The sequence below is a fragment of the Actinoallomurus sp. CA-150999 genome (assembly GCF_050942425.1).
Taxonomy (GTDB): Bacteria; Actinomycetota; Actinomycetes; order Streptosporangiales; family Streptosporangiaceae; genus Actinoallomurus.
Genome location: NZ_CP192063.1, coordinates 4,977,373 through 4,998,504, shown reverse-complemented (window position 1 = coordinate 4,998,504; position 21,132 = coordinate 4,977,373). Strand labels below are relative to the sequence as shown.

Annotated in this window: 18 protein-coding genes; 6 read left to right on the top strand and 12 right to left on the bottom strand. The window is 70.9% G+C overall.

Features of this window, described 5'->3' with window-relative positions; translation table 11 throughout:
- Positions 1-38: 38 nt before the first annotated feature.
- From ACQP2O_RS23425 to metH, 7 genes are all read right to left on the bottom strand, one after another.
- The gene (locus ACQP2O_RS23425; protein ID WP_433188926.1) at positions 39-1,091 is read right to left on the bottom strand and encodes an ABC transporter ATP-binding protein; all 1,053 of its coding nucleotides are present in this window, start codon (positions 1,089-1,091) and stop codon (positions 39-41) included.
- Complete coding sequence (locus tag ACQP2O_RS23420; protein ID WP_433188923.1) at positions 1,088-2,101, bottom strand: ABC transporter permease; 1,014 nt, start codon at positions 2,099-2,101, stop codon at positions 1,088-1,090. The genes ACQP2O_RS23425 and ACQP2O_RS23420 overlap by 4 nt, the downstream gene beginning before the upstream one ends.
- A 47-nt stretch (positions 2,102-2,148) precedes the next feature.
- Positions 2,149-3,900 carry an ABC transporter substrate-binding protein gene (locus ACQP2O_RS23415; protein ID WP_433188920.1) on the bottom strand — a complete coding sequence of 584 codons (1,752 nt, stop codon included), beginning with the start codon at positions 3,898-3,900 and terminating at the stop codon, positions 2,149-2,151.
- Between the two features lie 47 nt (positions 3,901-3,947).
- Entirely contained in the window at positions 3,948-4,946 is a 999-nt protein-coding gene (locus ACQP2O_RS23410) for an ABC transporter permease (RefSeq protein ID WP_433188917.1), read from the bottom strand.
- A gap of 255 nt (positions 4,947-5,201) precedes the next feature.
- On the bottom strand, positions 5,202-5,636 hold the full coding sequence (locus ACQP2O_RS23405) for a hypothetical protein (protein ID WP_433188914.1): 435 nt from the start codon (positions 5,634-5,636) through the stop codon (positions 5,202-5,204).
- A gap of 339 nt (positions 5,637-5,975) precedes the next feature.
- Entirely contained in the window at positions 5,976-6,626 is a 651-nt protein-coding gene (locus ACQP2O_RS23400; RefSeq protein WP_433188911.1) for an HAD family hydrolase, read from the bottom strand.
- Between the two features lie 88 nt (positions 6,627-6,714).
- The gene (gene metH, locus ACQP2O_RS23395) at positions 6,715-10,188 is read right to left on the bottom strand and encodes a methionine synthase (protein ID WP_433188908.1); all 3,474 of its coding nucleotides are present in this window, start codon (positions 10,186-10,188) and stop codon (positions 6,715-6,717) included.
- A gap of 153 nt (positions 10,189-10,341) precedes the next feature.
- Between metH and ACQP2O_RS23390 the strand changes: the two genes are divergently transcribed.
- Both ACQP2O_RS23390 and ACQP2O_RS23385 read left to right on the top strand, forming a co-directional pair.
- Complete coding sequence (locus ACQP2O_RS23390) at positions 10,342-10,800, top strand: universal stress protein (protein WP_433188905.1); 459 nt, start codon at positions 10,342-10,344, stop codon at positions 10,798-10,800.
- Positions 10,801-10,901: 101 nt separating this feature from the next.
- Entirely contained in the window at positions 10,902-11,750 is an 849-nt protein-coding gene (locus ACQP2O_RS23385) for a PAC2 family protein (RefSeq protein WP_433191130.1), read from the top strand.
- A 105-nt stretch (positions 11,751-11,855) separates the two neighbouring features.
- Here the strand turns inward: ACQP2O_RS23385 and mshC are convergent, their stop codons facing one another.
- Positions 11,856-13,118, bottom strand: coding sequence for a cysteine--1-D-myo-inosityl 2-amino-2-deoxy-alpha-D-glucopyranoside ligase (mshC, locus tag ACQP2O_RS23380; protein ID WP_433191128.1), 1,263 nt, complete (start codon positions 13,116-13,118; stop codon positions 11,856-11,858).
- A 194-nt stretch (positions 13,119-13,312) separates the two neighbouring features.
- Between mshC and ACQP2O_RS23375 the strand changes: the two genes are divergently transcribed.
- A complete protein-coding gene (locus ACQP2O_RS23375; RefSeq protein WP_433188902.1) occupies positions 13,313-14,284 on the top strand; it encodes an alpha/beta hydrolase in 972 nt (323 codons plus the stop codon).
- A gap of 50 nt (positions 14,285-14,334) precedes the next feature.
- On the opposite strand, the gene ACQP2O_RS23370 is transcribed toward ACQP2O_RS23375, so the two are convergent.
- Genes ACQP2O_RS23370 through ACQP2O_RS23360 form a run of 3 tightly spaced genes read right to left on the bottom strand, consistent with a single transcriptional unit; the run spans position 14,335 to position 16,351 of the window.
- Positions 14,335-15,099: an SCO1664 family protein gene (locus ACQP2O_RS23370; protein ID WP_433188899.1), complete on the bottom strand. Its 765-nt coding sequence runs from the start codon at positions 15,097-15,099 to the stop codon at positions 14,335-14,337.
- Between the two features lie 27 nt (positions 15,100-15,126).
- A complete protein-coding gene (locus ACQP2O_RS23365) occupies positions 15,127-15,678 on the bottom strand; it encodes a DUF3090 domain-containing protein (protein ID WP_433188896.1) in 552 nt (183 codons plus the stop codon).
- Between the two features lie 10 nt (positions 15,679-15,688).
- The gene (locus ACQP2O_RS23360) at positions 15,689-16,351 is read right to left on the bottom strand and encodes a histidine phosphatase family protein (protein WP_433188893.1); all 663 of its coding nucleotides are present in this window, start codon (positions 16,349-16,351) and stop codon (positions 15,689-15,691) included.
- A gap of 103 nt (positions 16,352-16,454) precedes the next feature.
- Between ACQP2O_RS23360 and corA the strand changes: the two genes are divergently transcribed.
- Positions 16,455-17,426, top strand: coding sequence for a magnesium/cobalt transporter CorA (gene corA, locus ACQP2O_RS23355; RefSeq protein WP_433188890.1), 972 nt, complete (start codon positions 16,455-16,457; stop codon positions 17,424-17,426).
- Between the two features lie 6 nt (positions 17,427-17,432).
- On the opposite strand, the gene ACQP2O_RS23350 is transcribed toward corA, so the two are convergent.
- Positions 17,433-18,251, bottom strand: a complete 819-nt coding sequence (locus ACQP2O_RS23350) for an undecaprenyl-diphosphate phosphatase (protein ID WP_433188887.1) — start codon at positions 18,249-18,251, stop codon at positions 17,433-17,435.
- A gap of 151 nt (positions 18,252-18,402) precedes the next feature.
- On the opposite strand from ACQP2O_RS23350, the gene ACQP2O_RS23345 reads away from it, so the two are divergent.
- On the top strand, positions 18,403-19,341 hold the full coding sequence (locus tag ACQP2O_RS23345) for an aldo/keto reductase (RefSeq protein ID WP_360879373.1): 939 nt from the start codon (positions 18,403-18,405) through the stop codon (positions 19,339-19,341).
- Between the two features lie 144 nt (positions 19,342-19,485).
- Positions 19,486-21,090 carry a helix-hairpin-helix domain-containing protein gene (locus tag ACQP2O_RS23340; RefSeq protein ID WP_433188884.1) on the top strand — a complete coding sequence of 535 codons (1,605 nt, stop codon included), beginning with the start codon at positions 19,486-19,488 and terminating at the stop codon, positions 21,088-21,090.
- Positions 21,091-21,132: the final 42 nt, after the last annotated feature.

The following is a 21,132-nucleotide window of genomic DNA, read 5'->3' as shown; positions in this document are numbered from 1 at the left end:
TCCGTCGACCGCCGGCGCCGCGCGGCCGCCGCTGTTGCTCAAAGCCTCGGCCGGATCTCGTCGTTCCAGATGCGCCGCCGGTCGTCTCTGGCGAGGTGGCAGGCGACCCGATGGCCCGGCGCGATCTCGCGCAGCTCCGGCCGCTCGGTCTCACTGCGACCCTGGTTGAGCTCAGCGTAGGCGCAGCGGGGGCTGAACGCGCAGCCGACCGGGACGTTGATGAGGCTGGGCGGGGAGCCCTTGATGGGCAGCAGGCGCTCGGACCGGTCGCGGTCCAGGCGCGGCATCGAGCCGAGCAGGCCCCAGGTGTAGGGGTGTTCGGGCCGGTGGAAGATGTCCTCGGCCGAGCCGTACTCCACGCACCGTCCGCCGTACATCACGAGGATGTCGTCGGACAGCTCGGCGACCACGCCCAGGTCATGGGTGATCATGATGACGGCGGAGTCGAACTCCTCCTGCAGGTCGCGGATCAGGTCGAGGATCTGCGCCTGCACCGTCACATCGAGCGCCGTGGTGGGCTCGTCGGCGATGAGCAGCTCGGGGTCGCAGGACAGCGCCATGGCGATCATCGCGCGCTGCCGCATGCCGCCGGAGAACTGGTGCGGGTAGTCGTCGACGCGCCGGTCCGGCTGCGGGATGCCGACCCGGCCCAGCATGTCGATCGCGTGCTTGCGCGCGACGTCCTTGCTGACGTTGTTGTGGATCCGGTACGCCTCGATGATCTGGGCGCCGATCGTGTACAGCGGGTGCATCGACGACAGCGGGTCCTGGAAGATCATCGCCATCTTCCGGCCGCGCATGCGGCGGACCTGCTCCGGGGAGGAGCCGACGACCTCCTCACCGTCCAGCCAGATCTCGCCGGAGACCTTGGCGTTGCGGCGGTTGTGCAGGCCGAGCAGACCGAGGCTGGTGACGCTCTTGCCCGAGCCGGACTCGCCGACGATGCCGAGCGTGCGGCCGCGTTCGAGACTGAACGACAGCCCGTCGACGGACTTGACCAGGCCGTCGTCGGTCGGGAAGTGGATGCGCAGGTCCCGGACCTCCAGGAAGGCCCGGGGCGCCGCCGGGGCGGCGGTCTGGTCCTCGGTCACGACAGCCTCACCCTCGGGTCGATCACCGCGTACAGGACGTCCACGATGAGGTTGGCCAGCACGATGAAGAACGCACCGAGCATGACCACGCCGAGCACGCTCGGGAGGTCGTTGTTCCTGATCGAGTCGATGGCGAACTTGCCCAGCCCGGGCAGGGAGAAGGTGCTCTCGGTGAGCACCGCGCCGCCGAGCAGCATGCCCAGGTCCAGGCCGAAGATGGTCAGCACCGGGGTGAGCGTGGCCCGCAGCGCATGCCGGACGATCACGGTGCGCTCGGGCAGGCCCTTGGCGCGCGCCGTCCGGATGTAGTCCTCCCCCATCGTCTCGAGCATGCCCGCCCGGGTGAGCCGGGCGTACAGCGCCGCCTGGAGAAAGGCGAGGGTGACCCAGGGCAGGGCCAGGTTCGACGCCCACTGGAGCGGATTGTCGGTGAATCCGACGTAGGTTCCGGCGTCGGGGAACCATTCGAGTTTGTCGCGGAAGATGGCCAGTGAGAGCAGGCCGGTGAAGTAGATCGGCAGCGACACTCCGGCCAGCGCGAGGCCCATCGAGAGACGGTCGACGACCGTGCCCCGCTTCAGCGCGGACACGACGCCCGCCGAGACGCCGAACAGCAGCCAGATGATCGCCGCGCCGGCCGCGAGCCAGAGGGTGATCGGAGCCCGGTCGAGCAGTGTCGGCCAGACCGGCGTCTGGTTGATGAAGGAGTAGCCGAAGCACGGCGGCCCGCACCAGACCTTCGAGGGGCCGGCGTCATAGTGGGCGCCGATGATGATGCCCTTGACGAAGTTCCAGTACTGGATCGCCAGCGGCTTGTTCAGCCCGAGCCGTATCTCGACCTCGTGGACCGCCTGCGGACCGGCGCTCTTGCCGACGTACCGGGACGCGAGGTCCGCGGTGGTGGCCCCGGTCAGCCTCGGCACGAGGAAGAAGATCGCGAACGTCACCATGCTCACGATGACGAGCAACGCGATCGCGGCGAGCAGACGCCGGATGAGGAATGTGACCACAGTGCCCGGCCACCGACGGCCTTCACCTGCCTTCTAGGGAAGAGAAGTTACTTCACGCCCATCTGGACGAAGTCGTACTCGCCGTTGAGGCCCTGGTTGATGTACGCGTTCTTCGCGGACGGCGGCCGGTACATCAGGCCCTTCACGTTGAGGAACGGCACGATGTAGGCGTCGTCCATGACCTTGGCGTCGATCTGGGCCCACAGGTCGTTCCGGGCGTTCGTGTCGGCGGTGACCACGGCCTTGTCCAGCGTCTGGTCGACCACGGGGTCCTTGACGCCGAGGTTGGTGTTGCCGGCGTCACGGATGACGCGGCTGTCGACGATCTGGGACAGGTAGCCGAAGCCCTCCGGCCAGTCCGCGGCCCACGCCATCATCATCAGGCCGAGGCCGTTCTTCTTCACGTACTCCGGCTTACCGGCGTACAGCTTGAAGTAGTCGCCCTGGGGGTACTTCTTGATGTCGGCCTGGATGCCGACCTTGGCGAGGCTCTGCTGCAGCGCGAGCGCGGCGTTGACCTCCTTGGTCCGCTCGGTGCGGGCGCTGATGGAGGTCTTGAAGCCGTTCGGCTGGCCGCAGGCCGCCAGCTCCTGCTTGGCCTTGGCGACGTCGCCGTGGTTGTCCGGGCCGGACGGGTAAGGGTTCATGTCCTTGCTGCCCGGCAGCACCGGCATGATCAGGTGGGTGGCGATGTCGCCGCCCGAGAGCGGGCCGCCGAAGGCGGTCTGCATGGCCTGCTTGTCGGCGGCGTACTCGATCGCCTTGCGGCAGTGGACGTTGTTGAACGGCGCGACGTCACCGGAGACCGCGACGTACCAGAGGCGGGCCGTCGGGGCGGCGTCGGCGTTCTTCTTCAGCCGCGGCTGTGACTGGATCTTGCCGGCGGCGGCCGCCTGCACGCCGGTGCTCTGCACGTCGCTCTGCAGGGTCCCGTTGATGAGGCGGTTGTCGACGTCGTCGGCGTTGATGCCGAGCTGGACCTCGACCCGGTCGGGCAGCTGCTTGCGGTTCGGGTCGGTGCTCGGGTCCCAGTTGGTGTTGCGGACCAGCACGATCGACTTGTTCGGCGTGTAGCTCTCGAACTTGTACGGGCCGGTGGCGACGACGTGCTGCTTGTAGTTCGCGCCCGTGTCCTTGGCCGGCGGCACCGGCATCGTGGACGGCAGCATCGCGAAGTAGTCGAACGCGCCGAACGGCTTCTTCAGATGGAAGACGATCGTCGAGTCGTCCGGCGTGTCGATGGCCTTCAGGCCCAGCTTGCCCGGGGTCTTGTCGTTGTAGGGCGAGGTGTAGCCCTGCGTGTCGAGGTAGTCGTTGAAGTACGTCGGCCCGTTCGGGAACGTCTTCTTGTCCAGCGACCGCTCGATGTCGTACTTGATGTCCTGGGTCTTGATCGGCGTGCCATCTTCGTACTTGACGCCCGGCTTGATCTTGTAGGTCCAGGTCTTCAGGTCGGCGCTGTGCTGGCCCGGGCCCTGCGCGAGGTCGGGGGTCAGCTCCAGGCCGGCCTTGCCCACCGCGGGCTTGAACATCATCAGCGTCCGTCCGTAGAACCGCGCGAAGTTCCACGAGAACGCGTAGTAGGTGTCGGCCGGGTCGACGTTGTCCCAGTCACCCGCGTTGGCGAGGTGCAGCGTGCCGCCCGTCTTGGTCGACGGGTTCACCACCCGCGTGAGGCCGGCGTTGAACGAGCCGTCACCGCTGCTGCTCCCGCTCGAACCACCGCTCCCGCCGCCACAGGCGGCCAGGGCGAGGGTCGCCGCGAGCCCCGTCGCGACGAGAGGGATTGATCTCCTCATTTGGCTACGTTCCTCCTTGTGGGACATTTCTTGGGGAAAGCGAGTGGTCAGCGGGTCCGCGGATCCAGAGCGTCGCGGAGACCGTCGCCGAACAGATTGAACGCGAGCACCGTCACGAAGATCGCGACACCGGGCACGATCATGAACCAGGGGTCGAGCGAGTAGATCGGTACCGCCTGGGAGAGCATGCCGCCCCAGGTGGGCGTGGGCTCGTTGACGCCTACGCCGAGGTAGGACAGCGCCGCCTCGAACAGGATGTTCGTCGGGATCAGCAGCGTGGAGTACACGAGGATCGGGGCGACGAGGTTCGGCAGCAGCTCACGGAACAGGATGTACGGTGCGCGTGCTCCCATCGCCCGCGCGGCGTCGACGAACTCCCGCTCGCGCAGTGACAGGGTCTGGCCCCGGATGATCCGGCCGATGTAGGCCCAGTTGAAGAAGCCGATGACGAAGATCAGCAGGGCGATGCGCAGCCCGTTGCCGGACAGCCCGAACGCCTTGCCCTGCACGACGCCGCCGAGCGCGATGGCGAACAGCAGGATCGGGAAGGCGAGGAAGACGTCCATCGCCCGGGCGATGATCGTGTCGACCCAGCCGCCGAAGTAGCCGGCGACCATGCCGAGGACGGTGCCGATGACGACGGACAGGAGCGTGGCCAGGAAGGCGATGAGCAGCGAGATGCGGGCGCCGTAGACGATGCGGCTGAAGATGTCCCGGCCGTTGGTCGGCTCGACGCCGAGCGGGAACTTCCCGCTGATCCCCGAGTGCCACGGGCCGTGCAGCGGGCGCTGAAGGTTGGGGTCGATCTGGTCCTGGTGGAACTGGCTCGGCGGGTGCCCGAACCAGGAGCTCAGCAGCGGGGCCATGATCGCCATGAGGATCAGCAGGATCACCACGATGCCGCCGATCATCGCGAGCTTGTCGCGCCGCAGCCGCATCAGCGCGATCTGACCGAGCGAGCGCCCCTCGATCTTGCGCGCGCCACCGAGGACGGCATCGGGCTGTGCCTCGAGCTCCGATCCGGTGACCTCGATCGGTGCGGTCACGACAGGTACCTCCCACGTTCGGCCGCATGCATCACAGGACCGTCACGAAGTCCCTGAGCAGGAAAACTCCGACCTTTACGGCCCATCGGAGAGGGAACTTACCTTCTCCTGAATGACTCTCACGCCCGTGAGCAGCCTCGCGCTAGTACCCGTGTCTCGATTGTGATCTCGTCGTCATCAAGGGCAGACGTGATCTGCGGAGACGTGAGCCTCCGGACGCGGAGCGTTACTCTCTTTTCATATCTTCGCAGGTCATCAGCTGATACCGCGGTTCTTCAAAATCTTCTCGATCTCCGCAAGGTCCGGGTCGACCGCCGATCCCGGAGCCGCCCGGCGGCTCTCGAGCTCACCCTTCGCCGCACCCTTGGACGCGCTCTTGGGCGCCTTGGGAGCGCTCTTGCGACCGGCCTCGTCCTCGGCCGGGGAACCCTTGCGCAGCATGACGCCCGAGGCGACGTAGAGGAGCGCGCCGAGCCCGAACAGGGCCACTCCGACCCACTTGACCGGGCTGAACGCCAGATCGGCGAGGAACTTGGTCAGGCCGGTGAGGTAGGCGCCCATCGGCACCATGGACCAGGCGGCGCCCCGCATGCCCGAGGCGGCCCCGCGCCTGCGGTAGGCACCCCAGCTGCCCAGCAGGCCCAGCACCGTGGCCGCCAGGCTGATCGTGAACAGAAGGACATCGCTCATTGACGCACCTCACCGCTGCGGGGGGCGACCCTTCCGGCGCGGGCGGACGCCGCCGGACCGGCCGGGCCTTCACCCCGACCCCTGTCGTGACCTCTCCATCGTGACACGTCATGACGCGTCTGGCACTCCTCCTCCGGGACCGTTCCGGGTACTCCCCCGGCATGACCCGGGGCGATCCCTGAGGCGGCCGGTCGGATCAGGGCCCGGAGGCGGCCGGTCGGACGACCCCTGAGGCGGCCGGTCGGACGATCCCTGAGGCGGCCGGTCGGATCAGGGCCCGGAGGCGGCCGGTCGGACGACCCCTGAGGCGGCCGGTCGGACGATCCTTGAGGTGGCCGGTCAGATCAGGGCCCGGAGGCGGTCCAGGTCGATCTCGCGCAGGGAGGTCACGACCGTACGGCGCGGCGCCTCGTCGATCGGCACCACGCTGGGCACCGCGACGACGTGGCAGCCGGCGGCCGCGCCGCTGGTCGCCCCGTTGAGCGAGTCCTCCAGGGCGACGCAGCGACGCGGGTCGACGTCCAGAAGGCGGGTCGCCGCGAGGTACGGCTCAGGGTGGGGCTTGGTGCGGCTCACCTCGTCGCCCGCCACCGTCACGGTGAAGCTGTCGCGCCCCAGGCCGTCGAGGGCGTACTCCATCAGCGCCCGGTGGGTGGAGGAGACCAGCGCGGACGGCAGGCCGGCGGCGCGGACCTCGTCGAGCAGGCCGCGGGCGCCCGGCATCAGCGGGACGTCGGCGCGCAGCAGTCCGGCCATCGCGTCGAGCAACCTACGTCCGACCTCTTCGGGGGCGGCCGGCGTACCGGTCAGCTCCAGCATGTAGGCGACCGTGCGGTCGAGCGAGCCGCCGACCAGGAACTCCTGGTGCTCCGGCCCCCACGACCCGCCGAGCCAGGCCATCACCTCGGCCTCGGCCTCCAGCCAGAGCCGCTCGGAGTCGAGCAGCAACCCGTCCATGTCGAACAGGACCGCCTGCAACACCCGCACCATCTCCTCCCAGGTCCCCCGCGGAAATGGGGCAACGAAGCGTACCCGCAGCGGACACCGCGGTGGGAAACGGAGCGATGGAGCTCAGGTGTCACGTGTTGAAGTACTTGGCCTCCGGGTGGTGCACGACGATCGCGTCGGTGGACTGCTCGGGGACGAGCTGGAACTCCTCCGACAGCGTCACGCCGATGCGGTCCGGGCGCAGCAGCTCGACGATCTTGGCGCGGTCCTCGAGGTCGGGGCAGGCGCCGTACCCGAGGGAGAACCGCGCGCCCCGGTAGCCGAGCTTGAAGAACTCCTCGAGGTCGCCGGGGTCCTCGGCGCCGAATCCCAGCTCCGCGCGGACGCGGGTGTGCCAGTACTCGGCGAGCGCCTCGGCGAGCTGCACCGACAGGCCGTGCAGTTCGAGGTAGTCGCGGTAGGCGTTCTTCTCGAACAGCTCCTGGGTGGCCTTGCTGATCTTCGGGCCGACCGTCACGAGCTGGAAGCCGATCACGTCGGTCTCCCCGGACTCGCGGGGCCGGAAGAAGTCGGCGAGGCACAGGTGCCGGTCACGCCGCTGCCGGGGGAAGGTGAAGCGGGTGCGCTCGGACCCGTCGGTGTCCAGCACGACCACGTCGTCGCCCTCGCTCACGCACGGGAAGTAGCCGTACACGACGCCGGCCTCGACGAGCCCCTCGGTCTGGATGCGGTCCAGCCACGCCCGCAGCCGGGGCCGCCCCTCAGCCTCCACGAGCTCCTCGTACGAGGGGCCGTCGCCGCCGCGCGATCCGCGCAGGCCCCACTGCCCCATGAAGGTGGCGCGCTCGTCGAGGAAGGCGGCGTAGTCGGCCATCGGGACGCCCTTGACGACCCGGTCGCCCCAGAACGGCGGCTCGGGGACCTTGTTGTCGGTGGCCACGTCGGAGCGCTTCGGCATGTCCTCCGGCTCGGTGACCGTGAGCTTCGCGCCGCCGGTGACGCGGCGGCGCCGGAGCGGCGGCAGCGCCGCGCCCTCCTCGCCGCGCTTGACCGCCATGGCCGCGTCCATGAGGCGGAGTCCCTCGAAGGCGTCCCGGGCGTAGCGGACCTCCCCCTCGAACAGCTCGGCGAGGTCCTGCTCGACGTAGGCGCGGGTCAGCGCCGCGCCGCCGAGCAGCACGGGCCAATGGTCGGCGAGCCCCCGGGAGTTGAGCTCCTCGAGATTCTCCTTCATGATCACCGTGGACTTGACCAGGAGGCCGGACATGCCGATCACGTCGGCGCGCTGCTCCTTGGCGGCGTCGAGGATCGCCGACATCGGCTGCTTGATCCCGAGGTTGATCACCTCGTAGCCGTTGTTGGACAGGATGATGTCGACGAGGTTCTTGCCGATGTCGTGGACGTCGCCCTTGACGGTGGCCAGCACGATCCGGCCCTTGCCGCCCTCGTCGCTCTTCTCCATGTGCGGCTCGAGGTAGGCCACGGCGTTCTTCATCACCTCGGCGGACTGCAGCACGAACGGCAGCTGCATCTCGCCGGAGCCGAACAGCTCACCCACGGTCTTCATGCCGTCGAGCAGCACGTCGTTGACGATCTCCAGCGCCGGTCGCCCGCCCAAGGCCTCGTCCAGGTCGGCGTTCAGCCCGTCCGGCTCGCCGTCGATGATGCGGCGCTTCAACCGCTCCCACAGCGGCAGGCCGACCAGCTCGGCGACCCGGTCGGCGCGCATCGCGGCGGCGTCGACGCCCTCGAACAGCTCCAGGAACCGCTGCAGCGGGTCGTAGCCGTCCCGGCGCCGGTCGTAGACGAGGTCGAGCGCCACCTGGCGCTGCTCGTCGGGGATCCGCGCCATCGGCAGGATCTTGGAGGCGTGCACGATCGCGGAGTCCAGGCCCGCGTTGGCGCACTCGTTGAGGAAGACGGAGTTGAGGACGATGCGGGCGGCCGGGTTGAGGCCGAAGGAGACGTTGGACAGGCCGAGCGTGGTCTGGACGGTCGGGTGGCGGTGCTTGATCTCGCGGATCGCGTCGATCGTCTCGACGGCGTCGCGCCGCGACTCCTCCTGGCCGGTGCCGATGGTGAAGGTCAGGCAGTCGATGATGATGTCCTCGGGCCGCATGCCCCACGTGCCGGTCAGGTCCGCGATCAGCCGGTCGGCGACCCGGGCCTTCCACTCAGCCGTACGGGCCTGGCCCTCCTCGTCGATCGTCAGGGCGATGACCGCGGCGCCGTGCTCCTTGACGACCGGCATGAGCCGCGCGGTGCGGGACTCCGGGCCGTCGCCGTCCTCGTAGTTGACCGAGTTGATCACGGCGCGGCCGCCCAGCATCTCCAGCCCGGCCTGGATGACCGGCGGCTCCGTCGAGTCGAGCACGATCGGCAGGGTGGAGGCGGTGGCGAACCGGAACGCCAGCTCCTTCATGTCGGCGACGCCGTCGCGGCCGACGTAGTCGACGCACAGGTCGAGCATGTGGGCGCCGTCGCGGGCCTGGTCGCGAGCGATCTTGACGCAGTCGTCCCAGCGGCCCTCCAGCATCGCCTCCCGGAAAGCCTTGGAGCCGTTGGCGTTGGTGCGCTCGCCGATCGCCAGGTAGGAGGTGTCCTGCCGGAACGGCACGTGTTGGTAGAGCGAGGCCGCGCCGGCCTCCGGCCGCGGCCGGCGGGCGGCGACCTCCCGGCCCCGGACCCTTTCGACGACGTGGCGCAGGTGCTCGGGGGTGGTGCCGCAGCAGCCGCCGACCAGCGACAGGCCGAACTCCCGGGTGAAGGTGTCGTGCGCGTCGGCGAGCTGATCCGGCGTCAGCGGGTAGAACGCGCCGTCGGCGGTCAGCTCCGGCAGCCCGGCGTTGGGCATGCAGGACAGCGCGGTGGTGGAGTGCCGGGCGAGGTAGCGCAGGTGCTCGCTCATCTCGGCCGGGCCGGTCGCGCAGTTGAGGCCGATGACGTCGAGTTGGAGCGGCTCCAGGGCGGTCAGCGCCGCGCCGATCTCCGAGCCGAGCAGCATCGCGCCGTTCTGCTCGATGGTGACCTGCCCGATGAGGACCGTGTCGGTGCCGGCCTTGGCGATCGCCCGTTTGGCGCCGACGATGGCCGCCTTGGCCTGCAGCACGTCCTGGCAGGTCTCGACGATGAGGGCGTGCGCGCCGCCCGCGATCAGGCCGGCGGCATTGCGCTCGTACGCGTCGCGCAGCTCGCGGAACGGCACGTGGCCGAGCGTCGGCAGCTTCGTGCCGGGGCCCATCGAGCCCAGGACCCAGCGCGGCCGGTCGGGCGTCGACAGCTCCGCGGCGACCTCACCCGCGATCCGTGCTCCGGCCTCCGACAGCTCCTCGACGCGCTCGGTGATGCCGTACTCGCCGAGGTTGCCGAGGTTGGCGCCGAAGGTGTTGGTCTCGACGCAGTCGACACCGGCGGCGAAGTACTCCGCGTGCACCTGGCGAACGATGTCGGGGCGGGTCACGTTGAGGATCTCGTTGCAGCCCTCGTGGCCCTCGAAGTCGTCGAGGGTGGGGCCCGCCGCCTGGAGCATCGTCCCCATGCCGCCGTCGGCCACGACGACACGGTCACGGAGGGCCTGGCGAAGGGTCTCTGGCGTCGCGCTCATGGGCCCCTAGCCTATCGGCGGCCCGCCCGGGCGCCGAGGGTGCGCGCCCCGGGCCGTTGGCGGGAAGAGTGATCGACGTCTCGGCCCGCGTGCGTTCCGTAACCGTTACGGTCGAGGCGCGTTGTGACTTACGGATCAAACCAAGGAGGGCCCGTGGGTTCGTACAGCACCGTCCTCGTCGGCACCGACGGTTCCACATCCTCGTTCCGGGCGGTCGAGGCCGCGGCGCGGATCGCGGCCGACGCCGGTGCGACGCTGGTCCTCGCCTGCGCCTACCACCCGATGCCCGCCCGCGAGCGTCAGCACGCCGCCGACCGGCTCGGCGACCTCGCCTACAAGGTCGAGGGCTCCACGCCCGCCGACGACGCGCTGCGCGCCGCCCGCGAGCGGGCCGTCGCCGCCGGGGCCCGCGACATCGACGAGGTCGCCGTCGAGGGCGACGCCGTCGACACCCTGGTCGAACTGGCCGGCAGCCGCCACGCCGACCTGATCGTCGTCGGCAACCGCGGGCTGAACAGCCTCGCGGGCCGGATACTGGGCTCCGTGCCGGCGAACCTGTCCCACCGCTCCCCCTGTGACGTCCTCATCGTCCGGACGACCGACGGCCGGTGACGGCCGCCGTGGAACCTGACGTGATCTCAAGGGGACGCCAGGGCGCGTACAGGACATAGGCTGGAGATGTCGTTTATCGGACGTCGATGGGGAGGCAGCGCGTGGTCGAGCTCGACGATGTGCCGGAGCTCGTCGAGCCGGTGGTGATCGCCGCCTTCGAAGGGTGGAACGACGCCGGCGAAGCGGCGAGCGGAGTGATAACCCACCTGGAGGAGAGCTGGGGTGCCACCCCGCTGGCGGCGCTCGACCCGGACGACTACTACGACTTTCAGGTGACGCGGCCCACCGTCGAGATGGTCGACGGGCAGACGCGGCGCATCAGCTGGCCGACGACCCGCCTGTCGGTGGCCAAGCTGCCGGGCTCCGACCGTGACGTCGTGCTGATCCACGGCATCGAGCCGAACATGCGCTGGCGGGCGTTCTGCCGCGACCTCGTCGGCATCATGCTGGAGCTGGGCGCCGAGACCGTCGTGCTGCTCGGCGCGCTCCTGGCCGACGCCCCGCACACCCGTCCCGTGCCGGTGACCGCGGCCTCCTCCGACGCCGGCCTGGCCAAGCGGATGCGGCTCGAGCCGGCCCGGTACGAAGGGCCGACGGGCATCCTGGGCGTGCTGCAGGACGCGTGCGCGAACGCCGACCTGGAGACGGTCTCCCTGTGGGCCGCGGTGCCGCACTACGTGGCGCAGCCGCCGTCCCCGAAGGCGACGCTGGCGCTGCTGCGGTGGGTCGAGGACATCCTCGACATCTCGGTGGACCTCGGCGAGCTGCCCGAACAGGCGCGGGCCTGGGAGAACGGCGTCAACGAGCTGGCCGAGCAGGACACGGAGGTCGCGGAGTACGTCCGCGCCCTGGAGGAGCAGAAGGACGCCACCGAGCTTCCGGAGGCCAGCGGCGACGCGATCGCCCGGGAGTTCGAGCGCTACCTGCGTCGCCGCGGCGACTCCGAATAGCCGAAGAGCCCGCGGCTCCGAACGCCCCGGCGAGGCGCCGGGGCGGTGAACGGTCCGGCCGGGCCCCGGAGAGCCCGGCGAGGCGCGCGCCTCGCCGGGTGAGTCTCACAGTTCGATGCCGAGGAGCGCGTCGAGGGCGGCACGGACCAGCCCGGGCGCGGCGGCATCCGCCTCCCGGTCCTCGTCGGTGACGTCGAGGGCGTGGTCCGCCCAGCGGTCGACGGCGAGGAGCGCCGCGGGCGCGTCGAGGTCGTCGGCGAGGTGCCGCCGGATCCGGCCCACGACGTCGGCCGCCGGGGGCGCCGCCGGCAGCAGGACGGCCTCCCGCCAGCGGGCCAGGCGTGCCTGGGCACGGGTCAGATCGTCCGCGGTCCACTCCCAGTCGGACCGGTAGTGGTGGTCGAGCAGCGCGAGCCGGATCGCCATCGGGTCGGCGCCGTCGGCGCGCAGGCGCGACACGAAGACGAGGTTGCCGCGCGACTTGGACATCTTCTCGCCGTCCAGGGCGACCATGCCCGCGTGGACGTACGCCTTGGCGTGCGGGCGCTCGCCCGTGGCGACCTCGGCGTGGGAGGCGCCCATCTCGTGGTGGGGGAAGACCAGGTCCGAGCCGCCGCCCTCGATGTCGAAGGCCATGCCGAGGTTGTGCACGGAGATCGCCGAGCACTCGACGTGCCAGCCGGGCCGGCCCCGGCCGAACGGAGAGTCCCAGGCCGGCTCGCCGGGGCGCTCGGCCTGCCACAGGAGGGCGTCCAGGGGGTCCTTCTTGCCCTTGCGGCCGGGATCGCCGCCGCGCTCGGCGAACAGCGGCAGCATCTGATTCGGTGGCAGGCCGCTCACCGACCCGAACGACGGGTCGGCGGAGACCGGGAAGTACACGTCGCCGTCCAGCTCGTACGTCGCGCCCTTGGACCGGAGCCGGTCGATGAACTCGACGATCAGCGGGATCGACTCGACGGCGCCGACGTACTCACGGGGAGGAAGCACGCGCAGGGCGGTCATGTCGTCGCGGAACAGCTCGATCTCCCGCTCGGCCAGCACCCGCCAGTCCTCCCCGGTCTGCCCGGCACGCTCGAGCAGGGGGTCGTCGACGTCGGTGGTGTTCTGCACGTAGTGGACGTCGTGCCCGGCGTCGCGCCACACGCGGTTCACCAGGTCGAACGCGAGGTAGGTCGCGGCGTGACCCAGATGGGTCGCGTCGTAGGGCGTGATGCCGCAGACGTACATCCGCGCGGTCGGGCCGGGATCGGTGGGGCGTACGACACCGGCGGCCGAGTCGTAGACGCTCAACCGGACGTCGCCGGGCGTGGGAAGGCCGTGTTCGGCCAGGCTGGGGACCTTGGGGGCGGGCCACGATCGCATACCCAGCAGCCTAACCGCAGCTGCCGGGCGGGCCGTCGGGCAGGTTCGGCCCACGGACGATCATTCTTAAACCCGGACACGGTTCCGCCTCGCGGGCAAAGGGTAAAGAGTCGCCCATGTGGCGTGGAATAACTGCTGGTCCATCGGCGATATGGAAGTCTGGTTGCGCCTGCCCCCTCCCCCAGGTCTGAGTCCACGCCGTGTCGAAACACCGTAGGAAACGCCGTCGCCCGCCGCTGGCGGGCCTTTCCGTGTGGGCGGCGACGCTCGCGCTGGCGCTCGGGCTCGCGTACGTGACCGTCACCGTGGGACTGCACCACGGCGCGGCCGACACCCGCCGCCCGGCCGACGCCGACACCCCGTCCCCGGCGCGCCCGGGGCTGACGCAGATCCAGGTCACCGACCCGGCCGACCACAAGGCGTACGGGGTGTACGTGTGGCGTCCGGACGTGCCGGAGACGCGCAAGCTGCCCGTCCTGTACTTCCTGCACGGCGTGCCCAGCGACCCCAAGACGCTGGTCGATGACGAGGGGCTCGCCCGGCAGGTCGCGGCGTACGTCGCCCACGGCGGCACGCCGTTCGTGCTGGCGGTGCCGGACGGCAACGGCAGCCACCACGACGACACCGAATGGGCGAACGCCGTCGACGGGTCCGACCGGATCGAGGACCGGCTGCTCGACCAGGTGATCCCCGCCGTCGAGGGCCGGCATCACCGCGACGCCGCGCACCGCGCCATCGGCGGCTTCTCCATGGGCGGGTACGGCTCGATGAACCTCGCGCTGCGGCACCCCGACGTGTTCGGCTCGGTGACCTCGATCTCCGGCTACTTCCACGTCGACGACCCGTCGCACATGTTCGCCGACAAGGACGCCGTCATCGCCGCGAACCGGCCGGACCAGAACCTCGCCGCCGCCCGGCGGCTGCGGATCTTCCTGTCCGCCGCCGAGAACGATGACAACGACGTCATCAAGGGCGAGCCGCAGCGGTTCAAGAAGCTGCTCGACGCCGCCGGGGTGCCGGCCGTGCTCGACGTGCGCCCCGGCGAGCACGACTGGGACTACGTGCGCAGCGTCCTCCCGGACGCCTTCGGGTTCCTCGCCCAGGGCTGGACGAAGGCCGGAGCGCCGGGCCCCGTGCGCGACTCCCCCAGCCCGACCGGCTCACCCCAGTAGCCGCTGCCCGTCCCCGACCGTGGTCCGGCTCTGCGCGGGCGACGACGGGCTTACAGGGGCGGCCACGGGATGGCGGGCCAATCCTCCGGCGGGTAGGGGTGGATCCGGTGTTTGAGCATGAGCTCGATCCGGCCGTGGATCGCCTCGATCTCCTCGCCGGTCAGCAGCGCGGACAGCCGGCGGGCGAAGCCGTCCCGGGTGAAGGCGCGGCGCAGCCGCTGCAGGGCGTCGACGGCCTCGGAGGTGAGGGTCTTGCCCCGCCACTGCCACAGCACGGTGCGGAGTTTGTACTCGGCGGAGAAGCACACCCCGTGGTCGCAGCCGTAGACGTGGCCGCTCCGGATCGGCAGGAGGTGGCCGATCTTCCGGTCGGCGTTGTTGACGACCGCGTCGAAGACGGCCATGCGCCGCACGGCCGGGTCGTCGCCGCGCGACAGCGCCAGCAGGTCGACCTCGGTGTCGTGCTCGATCCACAGCTGCACCATGCCGGGCCCGAAGGGGCCGTCGCGGTGCACGGTCGGCGGCACGACCTGCCAGCCCATCTGCTCGGAGACCAGATAGGCGGCGACCTCACGGCCGGCCAGGGTGCCGTCGGGGAAGTCCCACAGCGGGCGCTCGCCGGACACGGGCTTGTAGACGCAGTTGGCCCGCAGGTCGTCGTGCGTGATCGAGCAGTACAGCGTCGCGTTGCTGGCCGCGACGAGTCGCCCTTCGACGGTGATGTCGCCGTGCTGCAGGAGGCGGAGGGCGGCCTCGGTGTCGGCCGGCGTCAGTGCGCCGTCACCGCCGACGCCGGACCTGGAGGGCTGACTCATGGCTTCAGTGTCCAGGGGATCGAGGTCTCAGCCAAGATGGCCGTTCTGCCGAGGGCACACGTGACCCTGGGCGTCGAGCGGGAGCCCGCACAGCGGGCACGGCGGCCGGCCCGCCGCGACGATCTTCAGGGCCCGCTGCGCGAACGCGCGGGCCTGGGCCGCGGTGATGGTCACCCGCAGCACCGCGACGGCGGGGTCGTCGCTGCCGATGTCGGCCTCGTCGTCCTCGCGCTCGGTCATCTCCTGGGCCTCGATGACGACACGCTGATCCTCCGGATCCCAGGCGAGGGCCATGGTCCCGACCCGGAACTCCTCTTCGATCGGCTGCTCGAGGGGCTCGTCGTCCTGCAGTTCGACGGGCGCGACCGCGGGCACCATCGGGGCGCCTCCGCCCTGGCGCAGGACCTCGTCCAAGAGCTCCTCGAGGCGTTCGGCCAGCAACGTCACCTGGAACTTCTCCAGCCCCACGCTGGTGACGCGACGTCCGTCCCGCGCCTGAAGGAAGAAGGCGCGATCCCCCGGCTGGCCGACGGTGCCCGCCACGAACCTGTCGGGCATGTCGTATGCGATGACCGGCATGAGGATGACCCTACGCTCCGCCGCCGACCGCTGCGTCACTGTCCCGCCCCGACTTCGCAAGAAGATCGTCGACTCGGCCGCCGACGTCGTTCAGGCGGACGAGGAACGGGCGCAGCTCGGTGTATCGGAGGACGGTGAGGGCCGCCGGATCGGCCTGGATGCGCTGGAACTGATCCAGGTGGAGACCGAGCGCGTCGGCCACGATCGCCTTGATGATGTCGCCGTGGCTGCAGACGAGGTAGGTGGCCTCCGGGGCGAGCCGGGCGTTCCACTCCCGGACCGCGGACACGGCCCGGTGCTGCGCCTCGGCCAGGGACTCCCCGCCGGGGAACCGGGCGGCGCTCGGGTGCGCCTGGACGACCTTCCAGAGGTCCTCCTTGGCCAGCTCCTCGAGGGGGCGGCCGGTCCACTCGCCGTACCGGACCTCGCCGAACCGCTCGTCGGTCTGGACGCCCAGACCGTCACGGCCGGCCAGGATCGCCCGCGCGGTCTCCTGGCAGCGCTCCAGCGGACTCGAGACGATCACGTCCAGGGACACCGGCGCGAGCCGCGCCGCGAGCTCGGCGACCTGCCGCCGGCCGCGCTCGTCCAGGTGCACCCCCGGTGTCCAGCCCGCGAGCACCGGCCCGGTCATCTCGGTCAGCCCATGGCGTACCAGCAGAAGTGTGGCCACCCGGTGAACTCTAGCCGCAGTACGGACGGTGCTTGCCGCGCGTTTCCGTGGGTAGGCAGTATTGGACGATTTGTTAACCCCCGATACGCGACAATGTGCTGCCATGATCATGGATTGCGCCATCTACCGGAAGGGCGAGCGGCAGACCGTCGACGGCGATCTCAGCGACGCCCTCGACCTCGCCCGCGAGAACGGCGACGCCTTCATGTGGATCGGCCTGCACGAGCCGACCCGCGAGGAGTTCGACCTCGTCGCCGATGAACTGCAGCTCCATCCGCTGGCGATCGAGGACGCCGTCAACGCTCACCAGCGGCCCAAGCTCGAACGCTACGGCGACGTGCTGTTCGTCGTCGTGAAGACGCTGCACTACGTCGACGAGAGTTCCGACATCGAGGTCGGCGAGATCATGCTGTTCGTCGGCGCCGACTTCGTCATCACGGTCCGGCACGGGCAGGGCAGCCCTCTCAAGGAGGTGCGCCGGCGCCTGGAGGGCGACGCGGACCTGATGTCCTACGGGCCCGGGGCCGTCCTCTACACCGTCCTCGACGAGATCGTCGACCGGTACGAGACGATCGCGCACGAGGTCGAGACCGACATCATCGAGCTGGAACGCGAGGTCTTCTCCCCGCAGCGCGTCACGGTGACCGAGAGGATCTACGACCTCAAGCGCGAGGTGCTGGAGTTCCGCGGCGCGGAGGACCCGCTCATCCCGGTCCTGCAGGACATCGTCAAGGGCCGGGTCCAGCTCCCGGACGGGGCGCTGGAGTACTTCCGCGACGTCCTGGACCACCTGCTGCGCGTCGACGAGCGCGTCGACTCCCACAGCGAGCTGCTGACGAACGTGCTGAACGCGCACCTGGCCCAGGTGAGCATGCAGCAGAACGAGGACATGCGCAAGATCTCCGCCTGGGCGGCCATCCTGGCCGTGCCCACGATGGTGACCGGCGTGTACGGCATGAACTTCACGCACATGCCGGAGCTGAAGGAATCGTGGGGCTATCCGGTGGCGCTCCTGCTGATCCTGTCGATCTGCGTCGGGCTGTACCGCTGGTTCCGCAAGAGCGGCTGGCTCTGACGCGGCTCAGGTCGCGGTGATCGCCCCGGCGGCGAGCAGGCCGATCAGGACGCCGCCGAGCGCCACGCGGTAGTAGGTGAACAGCAGCGTCGAGTGGCGGACCAGGAACTTCAGCAGCCAGGCGATCGAGGCGTACCCGACCACGAACGACACGACGGTGGCGACGGCCGTGCCGGCGACCGGCAGGCCGCCGTCGCTCACCTTGCGCAGCTCGAACAGGCCGGACAGGACCACCGCCGGGATGGACAGCAGGAAGGAGTAGCGCGCCGCGGCCTCGCGCGTGTAGCCGAGGAACAGCCCGCCGGTGATGGTGGAGCCCGACCGCGAGGACCCGGGGATCAGCGCGAGGCACTGGAAGCCGCCGATGATGAGGCCGTCCCGCATGTTCAGGTCGCCGACCTCGAGCTTCTGCCGGCCCGCCCACTCGGCGACCATCATCACCAGGCCCATGATGATGAGCGAGGCCGCGTTGATCCAGAGGTTGCGGGCCGGGCCCTCGATCAGGTGGTTGAACGCCAGGCCGACGACCGAGACCGGGATCGTGCCGAGCCCGACGTACCACCCCATCCGCGCGTCGAGGTGGCCGCGCAGCTCCTTGTCGAAGAGGCTGCGGAACCACGTGCTGATGATGCGGACGATGTCCTTCCAGAAGAAGAGCAGGACCGCGAGCATCGTGCCGAGCTGGATGACCGCCGTGAACGCCGCACCCGGGTCCTTCCAGCCGAGCAGCCGCGGCACGATCAGAAGATGTGCCGAGCTGGAGATCGGCAGGAACTCGGTGAGGCCCTGCACGATGCCCAACACGGTCGCTTGCACGAAGTTCACGAGTCCGGTCTCTCCTTGAACACCCGGCCGGCAGGCGCGGGATCGCCGAATGACGATGGCAGCCTAGTGCCGCGACGGCCCTGGGACGTCCTGTGGGTGGGCGTGTCCCGAGTGCGGACGCAGCCCTTGACTGCCGATACGCTCCGCAGGCATGGAACAGCGTCACCTCGGCCGGAGCGGGCTGGCCGTTTCCCGCCTCGGCCTCGGAACGATGACGTGGGGCGGGGACACCGAGGTCGAGGACGCCGCCGCCCAGCTCACCGCCTTCGTCGAGGCGGGCGGCACCCTGGTCGACACCGCGGACGTCTACTGCGGCGGCGAGAGCGAGCGGGTGCTCGGCGCGCTCATCGGCCAGGTCGTCGCCCGTGACGACCTGGTGATCGCCACGAAGGCCGTGCTCACCGTGGACGGCATGCGCGACGCCTCACGGCGTCACCTGCTGCGCGCCCTCGACGACTCCCTCGAGCGGCTGGGCGTCGACCACGTGGACCTCTGGCAGCTGCACGCGTACGACGCGCACACCCCGCTCGAGGAGACGCTGTCCGCCCTCGACGACGCCGTCGGCTCCGGCCGGGCGCGCTACGTGGGCGTGTCGCACTTCGCCGCGTGGGAGCTTGCCCGCGCGGCGACCTGGCAGAAGGCCTGGCCGGGCCGCACGCCCATCGTCTCCACGCAGGTGGAGTACTCCCTGCTGCGACGCGACATCGAGGACGACGTGCTGCCAGCGGCGGCCGAGCTCGGCGTCGGTGTGCTCCCCTGCTCGCCGCTCGGCCGCGGGGTGCTCACCGGCAAGTACCGCACCGGCATCCCGGCCGACTCACGGGCGGCGACCCCGCACTACGCCGAGTTCGTGCAGCCATACCTGAGCGAGCGGGGCGCCCAGATCGTCGAGTCGGTGTCCACGGCCGCCGAGGGACTCGGCGTTTCGCCGCTTGCCGTCGCGCTCAGCTGGGTGCGCGACCGGCCCGGCGTGGCCGCCCCGATCATCGGGGCGCGTACGGCGGTCCAGCTGGCCGCGATCCTCAAGGCCGAGGAGGTCGCCCTGCCGGCCGAGATCCGCGACGCGCTCGACGACGTCTCATCCGAGTGACGCCCCGCCCGTCGAATACGCGGGCGTCCGACGGGCCGACGCGGGTCCGGCCGGCCTCGCGGGAGCGAGGGTACGCCGCCGTCCCCCACTGTCCGGATCGTCCGGGCCCATCGCCGGGCGCGGCGGCACTAAAGTGAGCGAGCGATGACTGAGACCTTCTCCGGCCCCCTCTCCGAGGTGGCCGAGCTCTTCGCGGCCACCGACGTTCCGGCCCGGCTCGCGCCCGAGGCGCTGGCCCGCCTCGGCGAGGCCGCCCCCAAGATCCTGCGCGACGACCCATGGCGGCTGCTGGAGATCCCCGGCGTACGGCCCGAGCAGGCCGACTTCTTCGCCCGCCGGCTGCTCGGCGGGGACGCCGGGCCGCACGATCCGCGCCGCGCCGCCGCACTCGCCGCGCACCTGCTGCTGCGGGCTGCGGGCGATGGCCACACGGTCACCGCCGCGAAGGCGGTCCTGTCGGCCCTGGAGGCATTCGATCCGGGCGACGCCGTGGAGGCGCTGCGCGCGTCCATCGCCGCCGGGGAGATCGCCGCCGTGATGGACGAGGCGTCCGAGAGCGAGCTGCTCGGGCTGGCCCGCCTCACCACCGCGGAGGAGACGGTCGCCGAGGGCCTGGCGCGGCTGACCGCCACGGCCGACCCGCTGCCCACCGCCGACGGCGTCCCGGCGGCGGTCTTCGAGAGCGGCGTCAGCGTGCTGGCTGGGGCGCCGCAGGCCGTGGAGGAGGCCCTAAGGGGGCTGCGCGACGTCCCCGGAGTGATCGTCACCGCCCCGACGGACCGGGCCGCGCAGGCGCTCGGCGGAGCCCGGTCCCTGCACCTGCTGCTGGAGCCGGGGCCGGGAGGCTACTCCCGCGGGGAGGACCGTCCGCTCGAGGCCGACCTCGTCGTCGTGGCGGAGGCCGGCACCCTCGACGTCGAGCGCGCGGCCGCGCTCGTCGAGGCCTGCATGGACGGCACGCATCTGGTACTCGCCGGCGACCCGGCGGCACCGTCGCCGTCCGGCGCGGGCCGCGTCCTCGCCGACGTCATCGCCTCCGGCACGGTGCCGGTGACAGAGCTGCCGGCCACGCCGCAGGACGTCATCGGCCGGCTCACGGCCGCGGTCCGGGAGGGCACCCTCGCCGCGGTGGAGTCCCCGGACCGCGAGGTCGTCATCGTCCCGGCGGCCGAGGCCCGCGAGGCGGCGCACCGCGCGGTCCAGCTCGTCACGGACTCGATCCCCCGCGCGCTGGGCATCCCGGTCGAGGAGATCCTCGCGGTGACGCCCGTACGCCGCGGGGAGGCCGGCGCCGACGCGCTCAACCGGGCGCTGAAGGACAGGCTCAATCCCGGGCCGGGCCCGTACGACGCCGGTGACCGGGTCGTCGCGGTCGCGGACCTGCCGAGCGCGGCGGCGGGCGAGTTCGGCTCGGTGATCGGCACGGACCCGGGCCGGGGCATGCTGGAGGTCGCGTTCCCGTCCGGCAAGGCGACGGTCCCCTCGGCGGTGGTGCGGCACGGCTGGGCGGTGACCGTCCTCCGTGCCCAGGGCACGCTCTGGCCGGCCGTCGTGGCCGTGCTGCCCGGGGAGGCGGGCGGCGCGCTGTCCCGGCCGCTGACGGTGGGCGCGTTCAGCCGGGCGCGGCGGCACCTGTCGGTGGTGCACGCCGCCGGCCCGGAGCTGGCCCGCGCGGTGCGCGATCGCGCCGAGCCGTCCCGCCGCACCCGCCTCACCGCGCTGCTGCGCGAGAACATGGCGGACCTGTAAGCCCTATCGTTTCGCGCGTTTCCATGTAACGCTCGTCTCGTT